The 16786-nt window shown below is 71.6% G+C and carries 14 protein-coding genes; 11 read left to right on the top strand and 3 right to left on the bottom strand.

Going from position 1 to position 16786, the window contains the following annotated elements; all coding sequences use genetic code 11:
- Positions 1 to 309 precede the first annotated feature (309 nt).
- The 3 genes from ABD340_RS29080 (at position 310) to ABD340_RS29070 (ending at position 4199) form a co-directional block, all read left to right on the top strand.
- Positions 310 to 2271 (top strand): acyl-CoA dehydrogenase family protein, encoded by a 1962-nt coding sequence (locus ABD340_RS29080; RefSeq protein WP_344593181.1) that lies wholly within the window; start codon positions 310 to 312, stop codon positions 2269 to 2271.
- Between the two features lie 147 nt (positions 2272 to 2418).
- Complete coding sequence (locus ABD340_RS29075) at positions 2419 to 3177, top strand: lipoate--protein ligase family protein (protein ID WP_344593180.1); 759 nt, start codon at positions 2419 to 2421, stop codon at positions 3175 to 3177.
- 284 nt (positions 3178 to 3461) lie between these two features.
- A complete protein-coding gene (locus ABD340_RS29070) occupies positions 3462 to 4199 on the top strand; it encodes a class I SAM-dependent methyltransferase (RefSeq protein ID WP_344593179.1) in 738 nt (245 codons plus the stop codon).
- A gap of 36 nt (positions 4200 to 4235) precedes the next feature.
- Here ABD340_RS29070 and ABD340_RS29065 read toward each other — a convergent pair whose 3' ends face one another.
- The 3 genes from ABD340_RS29065 to ABD340_RS29055 all read right to left on the bottom strand — a co-directional run bounded on the left by ABD340_RS29065 (position 4236) and on the right by ABD340_RS29055 (position 9126).
- Positions 4236 to 7136 (bottom strand): helix-turn-helix transcriptional regulator, encoded by a 2901-nt coding sequence (locus ABD340_RS29065; RefSeq protein WP_344593178.1) that lies wholly within the window; start codon positions 7134 to 7136, stop codon positions 4236 to 4238.
- Positions 7137 to 7311: 175 nt separating this feature from the next.
- Positions 7312 to 8334, bottom strand: a complete 1023-nt coding sequence (locus ABD340_RS29060) for a CaiB/BaiF CoA transferase family protein (protein ID WP_344593176.1) — start codon at positions 8332 to 8334, stop codon at positions 7312 to 7314.
- 183 nt (positions 8335 to 8517) lie between these two features.
- The gene (locus ABD340_RS29055) at positions 8518 to 9126 is read right to left on the bottom strand and encodes a TetR/AcrR family transcriptional regulator (RefSeq protein WP_344593174.1); all 609 of its coding nucleotides are present in this window, start codon (positions 9124 to 9126) and stop codon (positions 8518 to 8520) included.
- A 451-nt stretch (positions 9127 to 9577) separates the two neighbouring features.
- On the opposite strand from ABD340_RS29055, the gene ABD340_RS29050 reads away from it, so the two are divergent.
- The 8 genes from ABD340_RS29050 to ABD340_RS29015 all read left to right on the top strand — a co-directional run bounded on the left by ABD340_RS29050 (position 9578) and on the right by ABD340_RS29015 (position 16780).
- Positions 9578 to 10609 carry a WXG100 family type VII secretion target gene (locus tag ABD340_RS29050; protein WP_344593173.1) on the top strand — a complete coding sequence of 344 codons (1032 nt, stop codon included), beginning with the start codon at positions 9578 to 9580 and terminating at the stop codon, positions 10607 to 10609.
- Positions 10610 to 10656: 47 nt separating this feature from the next.
- Positions 10657 to 11109 carry a hypothetical protein gene (locus tag ABD340_RS29045; RefSeq protein ID WP_344593171.1) on the top strand — a complete coding sequence of 151 codons (453 nt, stop codon included), beginning with the start codon at positions 10657 to 10659 and terminating at the stop codon, positions 11107 to 11109.
- Between the two features lie 57 nt (positions 11110 to 11166).
- A complete protein-coding gene (gene deoC / locus ABD340_RS29040) occupies positions 11167 to 12105 on the top strand; it encodes a deoxyribose-phosphate aldolase (RefSeq protein WP_344593169.1) in 939 nt (312 codons plus the stop codon).
- A 2-nt stretch (positions 12106 to 12107) separates the two neighbouring features.
- The gene (locus ABD340_RS29035; RefSeq protein ID WP_344593168.1) at positions 12108 to 13538 is read left to right on the top strand and encodes an aldehyde dehydrogenase family protein; all 1431 of its coding nucleotides are present in this window, start codon (positions 12108 to 12110) and stop codon (positions 13536 to 13538) included.
- Positions 13531 to 14385, top strand: coding sequence for an aldehyde dehydrogenase family protein (locus ABD340_RS29030; protein WP_344593166.1), 855 nt, complete (start codon positions 13531 to 13533; stop codon positions 14383 to 14385). The genes ABD340_RS29035 and ABD340_RS29030 overlap by 8 nt, the downstream gene beginning before the upstream one ends.
- A gap of 84 nt (positions 14386 to 14469) precedes the next feature.
- The gene (locus ABD340_RS29025) at positions 14470 to 15549 is read left to right on the top strand and encodes a hypothetical protein (RefSeq protein ID WP_344593165.1); all 1080 of its coding nucleotides are present in this window, start codon (positions 14470 to 14472) and stop codon (positions 15547 to 15549) included.
- A gap of 110 nt (positions 15550 to 15659) precedes the next feature.
- Positions 15660 to 15905 carry a DUF2630 family protein gene (locus ABD340_RS29020; RefSeq protein ID WP_344593164.1) on the top strand — a complete coding sequence of 82 codons (246 nt, stop codon included), beginning with the start codon at positions 15660 to 15662 and terminating at the stop codon, positions 15903 to 15905.
- 2 nt (positions 15906 to 15907) lie between these two features.
- Positions 15908 to 16780, top strand: a complete 873-nt coding sequence (locus ABD340_RS29015) for an LLM class flavin-dependent oxidoreductase (RefSeq protein ID WP_344593163.1) — start codon at positions 15908 to 15910, stop codon at positions 16778 to 16780.
- Positions 16781 to 16786 lie beyond the last annotated feature (6 nt).

Here is a 16786-nt window from a genome sequence, read left to right as displayed (position 1 = left end):
AACCCCTCTGGCCTCGTACGGTCAAGGCCTTTGGTGACACTCACCATATTGGATCACTTCTTCCGCTTCCAGGGCGGTGGGTTCGGAAAAGTCGGCGGTCGGATCCGCGGTGGTCGGTGACGGCCGAGACGGTATGGAACGGTCCTTTCGGGAGGGGCTCAGGAGTCTCCATTCCGGTCTGCGACATCGTTGTTACTGGACGTCCCCAAGCGCCTGCCAAAACCCGATCTAAGCCGAATGGAGGGCCTGTCCAAGGGTACGACCCGGGAGTAACTTACGGGTGACGCACGCCGCCGCCGAGGAGCCGGCATGAGCCAGACCACCATGGGGAACAGCACGGGCGGGGCCGTGGACGAGCGCGCCGCCCGCAAGGTCGCCGAAGAGGCGCGGGAGGCCGAATGGCGCCTGCCCAGCTTCGGAAAGCAACTCTTCCTGGGCGATTTCCGGCTCGATCTCGTCCATCCGCATCCGCGTCCGGACGATGAGTCGCGGCGCAAGGGAGAGGCGTTCCTGGAACGCCTGCGGCAATTCCTCGCCACCGAGGTCGACGCCGCCCGGATCGAGCGAGAGGCGCGCATTCCGGACGAGGTGGTCCGCGGACTGCGCGCGATAGGCGCGCTCGGCATGAAGATTCCCGAACGATACGGCGGCCTCGGCCTCAGCCAGCTTTACTACGGCCGCGCCCTGATGCTCGTCGGGTCGGTGAATCCGGCGCTGGGCGGGCTGCTGTCGGCGCACCAGTCCATCGGCGTCCCGCAGCCGGTCAAACTGTTCGGCACCGCCGAGCAGAAGGAGACCTGGCTGCCGCGCTGCGCCAAAGAGATCAGCGCGTTCCTGCTGACCGAGCCCGACGTGGGCTCCGACCCGGCGCGGCTGCGCGCCGTCGCCGTGCCCGACGGCGACTCCTACGTCCTGGACGGCGTGAAGCTGTGGACCACCAACGGCGTGGTCGCCGACCTGGTGGTGGTGATGGCCCGCGTCCCGAAGTCGGACGGGCACCGGGGCGGTATCTCGGCGTTCGTGGTCGACATGGACACCCCGGGCATCACGGTCGAGAACCGCAACGCGTTCATGGGGTTGCGCGGCCTCGAGAACGGCGTCACCCGCTTCCACCGGGTACGGGTTCCCGCCGCGAACCTGATCGGGACCGAGGGGGCGGGGCTGAAGGTCGCGCTCACCACGCTCAACACCGGCCGGCTGTCGCTGCCGGCGATCTGCGCCGCGGCCGGCAAGTGGGCCACCGGGATCGCCCGCGAGTGGAGCCGGGAGCGCGTCCAGTGGGGCCGCCCGATCGGCGCGCACGAGGCGATCTCGCGCAAGGTGGCGTTCATCGCGGCCACCGCCTACGCGCTGGAGGCCATGCTCGACCTGTCCGGCCAGCTCGCCGACGACGAGCGCAACGACATCCGGATCGAGGCGGCGCTGGCCAAGCTGTGGGCCACGGAGATGGCCTGCCGGATCGCCGACGAGCTGGTCCAGGTGCGCGGCGGGCGCGGCTACGAGACCGCCGAGTCGCTGGCCGCGCGGGGCGAGCGCGGGGTGCCGGCCGAGCAGCTGCTGCGCGACCTGCGGATCAACCGGATCTTCGAGGGCTCCACCGAGATCATGCACCTGCTGATCGCGCGCGAGGCGGTGGACGCGCACCTGTCCGTGGCGGGGGACATCATCGACCCGGAGGCGACCCGCGAGCAGAAGGCCCGCGCGGCGGCCCGCGCGGGCGGTTTCTACGCGCGCTGGCTGCCCACTCTGGTGACGGGCGCGGGGCAGCGGCCCGGGGCGTACGCCGAGTTCGGCCCGCTGGCCCGGCATCTGCGGTACGTCGAGCGCGCCTCCCGCAAGCTGGCCCGTTCGACGTTCTACGCGGCCGGCCGCTGGCAGGGCCGCCTGGAGTACAAGCAGGGCTTCCTCGCCCGCATGGTCGACATCGGCGCCGAGCTGTACGCGATGAGCGCGGTGTGCGTGCGCGCCCACGCCGACGCGCGCTCCGGGGCCGCGCCGCTGGCGAGCGGCGTGGAGACGGTCCCGGGGGTCTCGGCGCTGCGGCTCGCGGACGCGTTCTGCCGCCAGTCGCGGGTGCGGGTCCAGGAGCTGTTCGACGGGCTGTGGCGCAACACCGACGCCCTCGACGGCAGGCTCGCCGAGCAGGTCCTCGGGGGCGAGTTCACCTGGCTGGAGGAGGGCGTGCTGGACCCGTCGATCCCCGGCCCGTGGATCGCGCCGACCGAGCCGGGCCCCAGCGAGCGGTACGGCGTGCACCGGCGCATCGGCTGACCGTCCCGCACCCGGCCTGGAATGTACGCGCGGTGTCACCATATGAAAACTATCTGCCTGTGAATGGTGCCTTTGGTGGATATGTTGCAGGAATGCAGTGACGGGACACCCGACGCTTACATCGCACAGGGAGAGGAGGCCGGGTCCATGCTCAGCGTGATCGTCGACGACACGCACGACCCGGCTTGGAATCTGGCGCTGGACGAGGCGCTGGCCCGCTCCGGCACCTCGACGCTGTTCAGGATCTGGCAGAACGCCCCGAGCGTGATCGTCGGCCGCTTCCAGGACGTCGACCGCGCCGTCGACGTCGCCGGATGCGCCCAGGACGGCGTGCGCGTCGTGCGCCGGGCCAGCGGGGGCGCGGCGGTCGCCACCGGCTTGGGCACGCTCAACTTCACCCTCGTCCGCGCGGCCGGAGGCGTGCCCGGCCGCGCCGACGCGCGGGCGTCCGCCACGGCTCCCGCAGGCCCCCGTTCCGGAGCGCCGACCGATCTCGACACGCTCGTGGCCACGGCTGTCGAACGGTTCGGCCCTCCGGCCCCGGCGCTCCGGAACGGGACCCTCCAGACCGCGCGGCTGCGCACCCGGCACGCCGAACTCCTCCACACCGCCCTGCAGGTCACCCCGGCCGGGCCCGAGGCGCGGCACCGCGTCCGGTCCGGCGGACAGGAGACCGCGCCGCCCGCGCTCGCCGACCTCGGGGTCGACGCGCCCGTCGACGCGATCGCGGAGGCCGTGCTCACCGCCGCCGCCGACGAATTCGGGACCGTCCGCGCGCGGCGTCCCAACGCGCTCGAACGGGCCTGCCGCGACTACCTCTACGCCACCCGCTACAGCGACCTGACCTGGCATCTTCTCGGCGGCGCCGACGCGCCCGGCCAGGCCACGGCGGGCACCCGGGGCTGAACCGGGCCTGTCCGGGTAAGGGCTGGTCGGAGGGCGAAAACGACGGCCGCGGCGCTTGGACGCGGTCCCTGTGGATAGACTGACCGACCTTGCGCCCGAGAGCCGGCCCGTGTACGCGAAGATGTCGGCCCGCCGGCCGGGCGAACGCCAAGCGGAACGCCAGCGAGCGCCGAAACGCACCCAGCGAGCGGGAAGTAATGCAGTCACCAGGTCAGAAGAAGTCCATCACCGGAACCCTCCTCAACCTCGTGAGCAGCGGCTCACAACCACGTCCACAGCGCGCAGTGCCGACCGCGGGGGACGGGGAGCTCGTCCAGCCGGCGGCCGGGGAGGGCGCGCTGGAGAACCACCTCGGCGGTGACGAGGCCCGCAACTACCGCAAATACGAGTACGAGACGGTCGCCCCGCACGTCGGCCGCTCGCTGCTGGAGATCGGCTCGGGGCTGGGGCACTTCTCCGAGCAGTTCAGCGGCCGCCTCGACTACCTGGCCGTCAGCGACAACGACCCCTACTGCGTCGGAGAGCTGCGCAAGCGGTACGCCGACGCCGACGACGTCGAGGTGCTCGACCTGGAGCTGCCCGCCGAGGTCAACATCCGGCAGAAGGTCGACACCGTCGTCATGATGAACGTCCTGGAGCACATCAAGGACGACGTGCAGGCCCTGCGCGACCTGGCCGCGGTCACCGAGCCCGGCGGCCGGATCGTCATCTGGGTGCCCGGCTACATGCAGCTGTACGGCGACTTCGACCGCAAGGTCGGGCACGTGACCCGCTACACCCCCGCCACCCTGGCCGCCTCGGTCCGCGAGGCCGGGCTGCTGCCGGAGGTGCTCAAGCCGATCAACTTCCTGGGCGGCATCGCCTGGTGGGTCGCGGTGCGGCGGGGCAGCGTCGGCTACCCCGACCCGCGCCTGGTCAAGATCTACGACCGTACGGTGGTGCCGCTGACCCGCGGCATCGAGCGGGTCGTCCGGCCGCCGTTCGGGCAGACCGTCTTCTGCGTCGCGCGCGTCCCGCGCTGACCGCCCCGGGACGGCCCTGACGGCACCGACCGGCCGTCAGCCCGTCCGGGACGGCTTGAAGAGGGCGAGGCGGTGGGCGGTCGCGGCGGCCTCGCCCCGGCTCCCGACCTCCAGCTTCGCCAGGATGTTGGAGACGTGCACGCTGGCGGTCTTCACCGAGATGACCAGCGCCGCGGCGATCTCGCGGTTGCTCTGCCCCTCCGCGACCAGGCGCAGCACCTCGAACTCGCGCGGCGTCAGGCCCAGCGGCGCCGCCTCGTCCCGGCGGCGCACCCGGAGCCCGGTCTCCTCGATCCGCGCGCGGAGCGGGTGGGCGGCCAGCTCGGCGGCCAGCCGCGCGGCACGGTCCAGGCGCTCGGCCGCCGGATCGTGCTCGCCCCGTGCCAGCGCCGCGTCCGCCGCCCCCAGCAGCGCCTCCGCCCGCTCGAACGGGCGGCCGAGCGCCTCCCAGGCGGCGGCCGCGGCGTCCCAGACCGCCGGGTCGGCCTCGCCCCGCACCCGCGTGGCCTCCGCCTCGAACGCCAGCCGGTAGGCCTCCTGCGCCGGGCCGCGCGTGTCGAGGTTCGCCACCCGCGCCTGGATCTGCGGAAACGCGGGCTTGTCGTCGATCGTCGCGGCGTCGCCCAGCTCGGCGCACGCCGCCGCGCCCACCACCAGGACCGGCCAGGCGAACCGGCCGTCATCGGGCAGGCCCGGCATGTCGACGACGCGGCGCACCGCCGCCAGCGCCTCCCGCGGCCGGCCCTCGGCCATCCGCAGCCGGGCCTCCAGCCGGAGCGTGGCGAAGAAGTCCTGCGCCTTCAGCCACTGCATCTTCAGGTCAATGATCTCGCGGGCCTCGGCCAGCCGGTCCCGGGCGGTGGCCAGGTCCCCGCGGGACAGCGCGATCTCCCCGTCCAGCACCCCCAGCGAGGTGCGGGTGGTGACCGCCGGGTCCTGCTCCACGGCCTGCCGCAGGACGGTGCGCGCCTCGTCCCAGCGGCCCAGTGACACCAGCGGCTCGGCCCGGTTGATGCCCAGGAAGGCGCCCTGGGTGCGGGCCACACCGTACTCGCGGGCCAGCTCCATGCCGCGGTGCGCCACCTCGACGGCCGCCTCGTGCCGGCCGGCGCCCTCCAGGAAGTGCGACTTGATCACGGCCATCCGCAGCAGAACGCGGGGAGTCCCGGCCCGCTGCGCGAAGGCCTCCGCCTCGGTCAGCGCCGCCTCGCCCGCGTCGTAGTCGATGTCGACGCAGAACCGCGTGATGCGCGCGTCCACCTCGGCGGTGAGCGAGCCGATCCGCTGCGCGATCTCCAGCGCCTCCTCCGCCGCCTGCCGCGCCACCTCGATGTCGGTGGTGAGACGCACGTAGCCGGCCAGTGTCGACAGCGTCCGGGAGCGCAGCTCGGTCGGCGGATCGGGCGGGATGCAGCGCACCGCCTCCTGCAGGTCCTCCACGAAGCCGGGCCGGGCTATCTGGTGGCGCATCCGGCCGCGCAACTCCAGCAGCGCGGCGCGCCGCGGCCCGGTGCCCTCGCCCAGGCCGATGGCCTTCAGCGCGCTGGTGGCGAGCTTGATACCGGGCTCGAACTCGCCGGCCAGGTCGGCCGCGGTCGCCGCCTGCTCCAGCACGTCCAGGTGGCCGGCGCCGATCCGGTCGGCCGCGTCCGGCACCCGCTCCCACAGCTCCAGCACGCGCGACAGCATCGCGAGCTGCTCGGCGTACGCCAGCGCCTTGCGCGCCTCGCCCGCCGCCCGCCACGCGCTCACCAGCGCCCACGTCACGTCGTGCGCGGCCAGCCAGTGGTGGCTCAGCTCCACCCACAGCCGCCGCGCCGGGACGAGGCCCGGATCGTCCTCCAGCGCCTGCGCGTACCGGGTGTGCAACCGGGTGTTCTCGCCGGGCAGCAGATCGTCGTGGACGGCCTCGCGGATGAGGGCGTGCCGGAACGCGTAACCGTCGCCGTCTACGACCAGGACGTTGGCGGCGACGGCGGGCCGCAGCTTCCGGGTCAGCCTGGCGTCGTCCAGGCCCGACACGGCCGACAGCAGCGCGTGCTCGATGCGGGTGCCGCCGCCGCTGGCGTCCCGCAGCACGTCCTGGGTCTCCTCCGGCAACCGCTGGAAGCCCGCCAGCAGCAGGTCGCGCAGCGACTCGGGCAGCTCGCCCTGCTTGCCGCCGCCGTCCGCCTCCAGCAGGAACTCCACGAACAGCGGGTTGCCCTCGCTACGCGCGTGGATCCGCTCCACCAGCGCCGCGGACGGCTCCTCGCCGAGCTGCCCGGCCACCAACCTGGCCACCTCGCCGCGCGACAGCCGGGTCAGCTCCAGCCGCCGCACCCGGTCGACCCGGGACAGCTCGGCCAGCAGCGGCCGCAGCGGATGCGTGCGGTGCAGCTCGTCGGTGCGGTAGGTGACCACGATGAGCAGCGGCGCGGCGTCGGAGTTGCGCACCAGGAACGCCAGCAGGTCGCGGGTGGACCGGTCGGCCCAGTGCGCGTCCTCGATCACCAGCACGACCGGGCCGCGCTCGGCCAGCCGCTCCAGCAGGATCAGCACCAGCTCGAACAGCCACGCCCGCTCCTCCCCGGACGCCGCGTCGGTCTCCGGCTCCCCGAACTCGGGCAGCAGCCGGGCCAGCCCGGCGGTGTCGCCGCGGGGCAGCAGCTCGGCCACGCCCCCGGTGCCGATGTCGCGGACCAGCCCGCGCAGCACGGTCGTGAACGGCGCGAACGGCAGGCCGTCCGAGCCCAGCTCCAGGCAGCCGCCGACCAGCAGGCGCGCGTTCCCGCCCCCGGCGCCGCGCTCGATCGCGCCGGCGAACTCGCGGATCAGCCGCGTCTTGCCCAGCCCGGCCTCCCCGCCGACCAGGACCGCACCCGGCGCGTGCGCGAGCGCCTCTTCCAGATCCCCAAGCTCGACCGTCCGCCCGACCAGCATGGGGCGGCCCGTCACGCGCTGCACACTGACCCGCCCACACGTCCGACGGCTCGGCTCGCATCGCTCACGCGGCCTCCTCGCCTGGCGGCTCGGCCATGCGTGAGCTTCACTGCTGTGCTTCCCGGTTCGCATCGCTCACGTCTCCAGGATGCCAGGTGGGTCCGACAAACCCGGACGAATTTCGGTGGGGCTACCACCCCTGGCCGCGGTGCTCGTCCAGGGCGGCGACCGGGCTGGGGGAAAGTCCATGGTGGACGGCGGTACGGAACGGCGCGCCCACGGTCCCGTCCGCGATCACGCCGCGCGCCTGGAAGTTCCGGGACGCCATCATCTCGGCCCGGTCCAGCACCGGCGCCACGGGCGCGCCCGCCGCGTCCAGCAGATCGACCGCCTCGTCCCGGGTGAGCCGCGCGACCGCGTCCGCCACCGCCGTGTCCAGCTCGCGCAGCCGTCCGAGCCGCTCGGTGAACGGCACGTCCGCGTGCTCGTGCAGGCCCAGCGCCCGGCAGGCGGCCCACCACAGCCGCTGCTCCGACACCACGCCCAGCGCGATCCGGCGCCCGTCCTTGGTCGCGTACACGCCATAGCCCGGGACAGGGCCGCCTCCCGTGCTGGAGGCCATCTCGGGCGCCGTCCCGACCCAGTGCGCCATCACGTCCGCCATCCCCAGGTCGACGCGCTCCCCGATCCCGGTCGCCCGCGCCTTGAGGCAGGCCGCCGTGACCGCGAACGCGGCCATCGTCGCGCCCGCCATGTCGGCCACGGGCAGCTCGTGCGACGGCCCGGCGTCCTTGAGGGCCCCGGCGTACGCGCGGTAGTTGACGTCGTGCCCGGGAACCGTCGAGAGCGCGCCCTCCGCCCCGTACCCCGAAAGCGAGCAGTAGACCAGCCTCGGATTGACCGCCATCGCCGCCTCGTGCCCGACCCCGAGCCGGTCCGCCACCCCCGGCCGGAACCCCTCCACGAACACCTCCGCCCTGGCCGCCAGCTCCAGGCACCGGGCCAGGCCGTGCTCGGTCTTCAGATCGAGCACGATGGAGCGCTTGTGCTGGTTGAGCAGGTCGAAGTGGCTCCGGAACATCCGCATCGGCTCGCCCCCGGGCGGCTCGACCTTGATGACGTCCGCGCCCTGCTGGGCGAGCAGCTGGGTGGCGTACGGCCCGGGCCGCCACATGGTCAGATCCAGTACGCGCAGCCCGTCCAGCAGTCCCATCGACCCTCTCCCGTGCGCCGCCGATCAAGGACCACGCTGGCGTGCCGCGGGCATTCAGTCAAGCGAGCGCTTGGTTTTGTGCCGCGCTCCTCGTCGCCGGCTGCGCGGTCGAGGGAGGCGCGTCGGCGGCAGGCGAGAACCGGTCCCCTTCGACCCGGTCAGCACCGGACGAGCGCCGTCCGCTCAGTAGCCGCCGGCAGGGCGCATGGCGTCGAGGAGGCGATGCATGTAGGCGCGGAAGGCGTCGCGCAGGCCGGGGTCGTCGGGTCCGAGCACGGATCCGTCGAGCAGGTGGACACCGCCGATCATGAATCCCCGCAGGCACCAGTTGAAGACGTTCGCCGTCAGCCGGTACTCGGTCCGATCCAGGAGTTGGGTGCCGTCAAAGGCCTCTTCGAGGAGATCGTGCAAAGGGGCGCTGTAGCGTTCTTCGATGTCGGTGAGGTCCGCCGCGTCCGACAGTGAGCGGTGCGCCCACAGGAACAGCACTTCTGGGTGCTCGAAATAGAAGTCCAGTTGGTAATCGACCAGCTGGTGCAACCCGTCCACATCCGGTTTCACCCGGGCCAGCGCCTCACGGGTCGCCCTGGTCAGAAGGTCGTTGGTGTACTCCATGGTCGCGCGGTAGAGACCGGACTTACCCCCCGCTTTCAGCACGGTCCCGTGGTCGACTCCCGCGGCTTCGACGAGCATGTCCGTGGTGGTCGAATCGTAGCCGAGACTCGCGAAGAGCTGCAGTGCCGTCTTCCGCAGACGGGCCTCAGCTTCGCCATCAAAGCCCTCAAAACCCACGTTCCACACCGTAACCCGGACAACCTCCATCCCGCCTATCGACCGTATAAAGCCTATATTGCCAAAATTTGGCAAAACATTGCCGCCCGGCGGCCCTGCGGGCGACCACGGGGCGTCCAGGCCGATCTGGATCGATGGTCGTCGGCCAACGTGCCCACACCCATTTCCCCTCGGGTGAGGTGAATTCGACGCCTCGTTCGTCCGTGAGCGCTATGACGATCGGGAGCCCTAGGCAACGGCCAGGTGAGTCTTCTGCGGCGCTCGCTGTATACCTTGCGGGCACAGGTCGCGGCGCGCACGTCCCGATCAGGCCACCGGGCGGCCGCGGCGCCGCCGCCATCCGCAAGAAGGGAACGCGACGTCTAACATTCATCGTCCATTCGCCGACCTTCGCAGTCAGTGCTTGATCGGTTACCTAGGATCGTTCAAAATAAGCGAAGGAGGCGTGCGCGTGACCCCGCAGACCGATTCTGGGCCGAGTGCAACGAAAGAGCCTATCGGGCAGCGGGAGGTGCCGAGTTGGCCTGAGTTCGACAGTCAGGGGGGAGGGGGTTACGAGGTTGACCACGGAGAATTGCGGGCGATAGCGACGCGTCTCGTGGTGGACCTCAATGAACTCGGGGTGGATATTCCCGGGGCCTTTGAGAATCCCCCCTTCAACGCCGGAAACTGGGCCGGAGCCGAGCAGGTTTCGAAGGTGTTCCGCGGTTTTTCGGATGATCTGTACTGCTACAGCAGCGACGCGATGGTCGAATGCGTGGTGGCCGCCTGCGGCATCGGCACCAGCGGCGAGACCTACGATATCACCGACAACTTCGAATGGCTGACGAGGCAGTCGTTCTGGAATCGGCATCTTGCCGACACCCGCACCTGGAGTGTCGGCCAGCAGAGAAGCAGCTGGAGCAGCCGTGCGGACGGTTACCAGGTCACTGCTTCCTATCCGGCCGCCTACCTTCGCGTGCAGAGCGAGAACCTCGCGATGGAGCACAACTATGACGGCCTCTCCAAGGAACAGGTCTGGGATCTGCTGGCGACGGGTGACGAGAACTCGATGACCGAGTTCTCGAAGAAAATGAATGAGATCGCCGACGACCTGGATTGGCTGGCAGGCAGGCTGGGCTCCACCGCGAAGCAAACACATGAGGTTTGGCGCGGTTCCGCGGCAGAAGCTGCACGGGGGGCGCTGAAGAAGATTTACGACGGCATCCTGCCGTTGGCCGGCACCTACAGTTCGCTCGGTTCGCTCGCTCAGGTGGCCGCCGAAGAGATCGGGACCGCCAAGAAGCAGTTCGAGCACGTGGTGGCCGACGAGAACTGGTTCACCGACATGTTCGAAGACGATGACGACGCGTCGGCCCGGGAGTACCTCAAAAGCATCGACCGGCGGCTCAACGCCAACGTGCTCACCCCCTTCCCCAAGGATGTCAGAATCGAACTTCCAGGCCTGATCGGCCCGGCGGACCGAATTCCTTACCACGTCTGACAGTGCGCTGAGTCGTAGTTCGGCGGTCGTCCCGAGAGAAGCTCGTCGTGTGCGTGGGGTTCGGCGTGGACGCCTACCACGGTGTCAATCACTCGCTCGTGCTGGAGAACCTCGCGGCCCTGGACGCCGCCGGGGCCTATCTCGGGGCGTTCTCGATCCCGCGCGACAGCAGGGAGGCGGCGCTCTACCTGGACGCGGTCGAGTACGCGCATGCCGCGACCCGGGATCGCCCGAGCATCGTGAACGGCTCGATCGCGGCGGCCGTCCGGGGGCAGTTCGGGAACGTGCGGTTCACGTCGCGTACCGACGGCGGTGAGCTGTTCATCAACCCGCTGATGGCCATGTACTTCGCCGTCGACCTCGACGGGCTCGCGCGCCGTTCGCTTTATCTGGAGCGGCTTGAGGGCACCCGGTTGATGCGGCAGATCAGCTCGGTCATCGAGGACTTCAGGGACGAGGTCGCGGGCCGCGCCCGCCTGCCCCGGCAGTATCCGCACTGACCCGGTGCGCCCAAGGGGCGTTTGGTGCCGGAGCCGCCCGTGGGCGATGCTGGGGGCGTGTCAACGGAGACTCTTACCGCGGGTGGCGGAGCGGCGGAGCTGCGCGCCTTCCTGCATGGTCTGCCCGGTGTGGACCAGGTCGGTGCGGAGGAGCGGGCGGCGCGGTTGGCGGCCCGTTCGATCAAGACCTCGGCGAAGGCGGAGGCGATCGATCTGGCGGTCTCGATGGTGGACCTGACCACCTTGGAGGGCGCGGATACGGCGGGGAAGGTCCGGGCGCTGTGCGCCAAGGCCGTCCAGCCCGATCCGGAGGACCCGGCGGTGCCCAAGGTGGCGGCGGTGTGCGTGTATCCCGATCTGGTCGCCGTCGCGGTCGACGCGCTGCGCGGGTCGGGGGTCGGGGTGGCCAGCGTGGCGACCGCGTTCCCGTCCGGCCGGGCGCCCTTGGAGGCCAGGCTGGCCGATACGCGGGCGGCGGTGGCCGCCGGGGCGGCCGAGATCGACATGGTGATCGATCGGGGCGCGTTCCTGGCCGGTGACTACGGCAAGGTGTTCGAGGAGATCGTCGCGGTGAAGGACGCCTGCGGCGACGCGCATCTGAAGGTGATCTTCGAGACGGGTGAGCTGGTCACCCTGGACAACGTCCGGCGCGCCTCGTGGCTGGCGATGCGCGCGGGTGCCGACTTCATCAAGACCTCGACGGGGAAGATCTCTCCGGCGGCCACGCTGCCGGTCACGCTGGTGATGCTGGAGGCGGTGCGGGACTTCCGCGATCGGACGGGCCGCCAGGTGGGGGTCAAGCCGGCCGGGGGGATCCGCACCACCAAGGACGCGATCCGGTATCTGGTGCTGGTGAACGAGACCGCCGGGCCGGACTGGCTGACGGCGCGCTGGTTCCGGCTGGGCGCCTCCAGCCTGCTGAACGATCTGCTGATGCAGCGGCGCAAGCTGGCCACCGGCGTCTACTCCGGCCCCGACTACTTCACCTTGGACTGACCATGGTTTTCGAGTACGCGCCGGCGCCCGAGTCGCGGGACATCGTCGACATCCGGCCCTCGTACGGGCTGTTCGTCGGCGGGGAGTTCACCGACGGGCACGGCGAGCCGTTCAAGTCGATCGACCCGTCCAACGAGGAGCCGCTGGCGGAGGTCGCGTGCGCGGACGCGGCCGATGTGGACCGCGCGGTGGCGGCCGCGCGCACGGCGTTCGACTCGGTGTGGGGCCCGATGCCGGGGCGGGAGCGGGCCAAGTACCTGTTCCGGATCGCTCGGATCGTCCAGGAGCGGTCCAGGGAACTGGCGGTGCTGGAGTCGATCGACAACGGCAAGCCGATCCGCGAGTCGCGGGACGTGGACCTGCCGCTGGTGGCGGCGCACTTCTTCTACTACGCGGGGTGGGCCGACAAGCTGGGTCATGCCGGGTTCGGCTCCGATCCGCGCCCGTTGGGCGTGGCGGGGCAGGTCATTCCGTGGAACTTCCCGTTGCTGATGCTGGCCTGGAAGATCGCGCCGGCGTTGGCGTGCGGGAACACGGTGGTGCTCAAGCCGGCGGAGACCACTCCGTTGACGGCGCTGGCGTTCGCGGAGATCTGCCGGCAGGCGGAGTTGCCGCCGGGCGTGGTCAACATCGTCACCGGTGCGGGCGAGACGGGCCGGGCGCTGGTGGAGCATCCCGGCATCGACAAGGTGGCCTTCACCGGGTCGACGGAGGTGGGACGGCAGATCGCCCGCGCGGTCGCGGGCACGTCCAAGCGGCTCACCCTGGAGCTGGGCGGCAAGGCCGCCAACATCGTCTTCGACGACGCGCCGCTGGACCAGGCGGTGGAGGGGATCGTGAACGGGATCTTCTTCAACCAGGGGCACGTGTGCTGCGCGGGGTCGCGGCTGCTGGTGCAGGAATCGATCGCCGAGCCTCTGCTGGAGTCGCTGAAGCGGCGGATGGGCACGTTGCGGGTCGGCGATCCGCTGGACAAGAACACCGATGTCGGAGCGGTCAACTCGGCCGCGCAGCTGGCGAGGATCCGCCACCTGTCACAGGTCGGGGAGCAGGAGGGCGCGCAGCGGTGGGCGCCGCCGTGCGAGCTGCCGCAGCGGGGGTTCTGGTTCGCGCCGACGCTGTTCACGGGGGTGGCGCAGTCGCATCGGATCGCGCGGGAGGAGATCTTCGGGCCCGTGCTGTCGGTGCTGACGTTCCGCACGCCCGAGGAGGCGGTGGCCAAGGCCAACAACACCCCGTACGGCCTGTCCGCCGGGATCTGGACGGAGAAGGGCTCGCGGATCCTGTGGACGGCGCAGCGGTTGCGGGCGGGGGTGGTGTGGGCCAACACCTTCAACAAGTTCGACCCGGCCTCTCCCTTCGGCGGCTACCAGGAGTCGGGATATGGCCGTGAGGGCGGCCGGCACGGGCTGGAGGCCTACCTGCATGTCTGAACGGTTGAGCGTGCGCAAGACCTACAAGCTGTTCATCGGGGGCGCCTTCCCCCGCTCCGAATCCGGCAGGACGCTGGTGGTCAACGACGCCAAGGGCCGCTTCGTGGCCAACGCCTCCCGTGCCTCCCGCAAGGACGTGCGCGATGCGGTCGTCGCCGCCCGCAAGGCGTTCGGCGGCTGGTCCGGGCGCACCCCCTACAACCGCGGCCAGATCCTCTACCGAGTCGCCGAGATGCTGGAAGGACGGCACGCCCAGTTCGTCGACGAGCTGCGCGCCGCAGGGCTGGGCAAGAGCGCCGCGGTGGCCGAGGTGGACGCGGCGATCGACCGGTGGGTGTGGTACGCGGGGTGGGCCGACAAGCTCGCGGCGGTGAACGGGTCGGCCAATCCGGTGGCGGGGCCGTTCTTCAACTTCTCCACGCCCGAACCGACCGGGGTCGTCGGGGTCATCGCGCCGGATTCGGCGGTGCTGGGGCTGGTGTCGGTGCTGGCGCCGGTCATCGTGTCCGGCAGCACCTGCGTGCTGGTGGCCTCCGAGCCCGCGCCGTTGCCGGCCATCACGCTGGCCGAGGTGCTGGCCACCTCCGACCTGCCAGGCGGGGTGGTCAACGTGCTGACCGGGCGGCGTGCGGAGCTGGCGCCGTGGTTGGCCTCGCACATGGACGTCAACGCGCTCGACCTGGCCGGAGTCTCCGCGGAGCAGGTCCAGCCGCTGGAGGAGGCGGCCGCGGGGAACCTCAAACGGGTGCTGCGGCCAGAGGTCACGGACTGGGCCGATGAGCCTGGAACGGGGCGGATGACCGCGTTCCTGGAGACCAAGACCGTGTGGCATCCGGTGGGCATCTGAGCCTTCATCAGCGGAAATGCGTGTAGAGCGGCACGATCTGTGGAATAGATCTCCCCGAAACTGATCATCACGGGGGGGAGATCAGTGCCTACCAAGACGACATCGCGTACGACGTCGCGCCGAGGTACGGCCGCGCGTACGACGAGCACGAAGAGCGGCAGTGCCGCCAAGCGCGCGACGCCCAAGCGGACGAGCGCGGCAAGGGCGACGGCGGCACGGACCACCGTCCGCAGGACCACGGGCACCGCGTCCAAGTCCGCGGGCACGACCAAGCGCGCGGGCACGGCGTCGAGCCGTGGCACCACCGCGCGCAGGACCACGGGCGGCACGACGCGCGCGAGCACGTCCGGGACCGCGCGCAAGAGCACGACGGGGAGGACCACGACCCGCACGACGGCGGCGACGAGCCGGAGCTCGGCGGCCGCGGCGACCAAGGTCACCAAGGCGGCGAGCGAGGCGAAGGCGGCCGCGACGAAGATGAAGTCGGTGGCGACCAAGGCCACGTCCTCGGCCAAGGCCATGACGGCCATGACCAGGGCGATGACCACGGCCACGAAGGCGATGACCGACGCGTCCAAGGCGATGAACGCCGCGGCGAAGGCCATCACCACGACGAGCAAGGCGACGCCGCGGGCGACCACGACCCGCGCCGCGGGCACGCGCACGCGCGCCGCCGGCACCCGCGCCACGGGCACGCGCACACGCGCCACGGGTACCCGGAGCACCGGTACGCGTGCGAGCGCGTCCCGCAGCACGGGGACGCGCGCGACCAAGAGCACGGCCTCGCGCAGCACGGGCACACGAAGCACGGGCACACGAAGCACGGGCACACGAAGCACGGGCACGCGAAGCACGGGCACGCGGAGCACGGGCACGCGGAGCACGGGCACGCGGAGCACGGGCACGCGGAGCACCGCAGCCCGGTCGCGGAGCACGGGCACCCGGAGCACCGCGTCCAAGAACTCCGGCACACGGAGTTCGGGTGCACGCGGCTCCTCGGGCACGCGGAGTTCCGGCACAGCCCGTGCGACGTCGCGGTCCAAGCCGGCGGCCCCGGCGCCGCTGGTCGAGCCCAAGACCGAGCCGAATTCGATGCAGCACTCGACGGAGACCAGCGGCGGATTCCTCATGGGCATCACCGGGCGCGGCGCTCGGAACGGCTGAGGGCCGGTTCCCGGCGGCGGAGCCCCATCCCGCCGGCGCGGCGCGGCCGCGCACGTGGGGGACGGGGCTTCGCCGGGCATGCCCGCCGCGACAGATCAGCGGAGGAGCACATGGACGACAAGGAGATCCTGGCGCACATCGGCGAGTTCGTCGCCGACGAGCAGCGGCTGCGGGAGCGGCACCAGCGCGGGGAGCTGACCGACGAACAGGAGCGCGTCCGGCTGGAACGGCTGGAGGTGGCCCTGGACCAGTGCTGGGACCTGCTCCGGCAGCGCCGGGCGCGGCTCGGCGCGGGGCAGGACCCCGACGAGGCCGAGGTCCGTCCGCCGGGCGAAGTCGAAGGCTATCTGCAGTAGCCATGGGCGGCCATGAGCGGCGCCTGCGGTTCGGGTACTTCCTGAGGCCGGAGGCGGATGCGCCGCTGCTCGACATCGCGCGCCGGGCCGACCGGTACGGGCTCGACCTGCTGGGCATCCAGGATCATCCGTACCGGCCGCGGTCCGTGGACGCGCACAGCCTGATGGCGGCCGTGCTGGGCGCCACGAAACGGATCCGGGTGTTCCCGGCGGTCTCGTGCCTGCCGCTGCGGCCGCCGGCCCTGCTGGCCAAGGCGATGGCGACGCTGGACCTGGTGAGCGGCGGACGCGTCGATCTGGGGCTCGGCGCGGGCGCTTCCCGGGACGGCATCGAGGCGTACGGCGGGCCGAGTCTGACGGCCGGGGAGGCGCGCACCGCGCTGGAAGAGGCGGTGCTGGTCATCCGGTCGCTGTGGGACGGGGACCGCGGCGTGCACTTCCACGGCGAGCACTACCGGCTGGCAGGGGCGGTACCGGGACCGGTGCCGGCGCACCCCGTCGGGGTGTGGCTGGGCGTGACCGGGAACCGCTCGCTGGAGCTGGCGGGACGGGTCGCGGACGGCTGGATCGCGTCGTCGGCGAGCGTCCCGCTCGGAAGGCTGGTGGAGGCGCAGCGGCGGATCGACGAGGCGGCCCGGTATACGGGACGCGATCCGGCGGAGATCCGCCGGATCTACATCCTCGACGGCTCGTCCGGTCTCGTCGGCGGCGACACCGCCCGGTGGGCCGGCGAGATCGCCGAGCTGGCCCTGGGATGCGGCGTCGACTCGTTCCTGTTCGACGGCGACCCGGAGTACCTGGAGACCTTCGCGTTGGAGATCGTGCCGGCGGTCCGCGCGACCGTCGTCCGCGAACGCGCCGACGCCTCCGTCTGACCCGGG

The sequence above is a fragment of the Actinomadura vinacea genome, assembly GCF_039532545.1.
Classification (GTDB): domain Bacteria; phylum Actinomycetota; class Actinomycetes; order Streptosporangiales; family Streptosporangiaceae; genus Spirillospora; species Spirillospora vinacea.
This window is presented reverse-complemented; position numbering and strand designations above follow the sequence as displayed.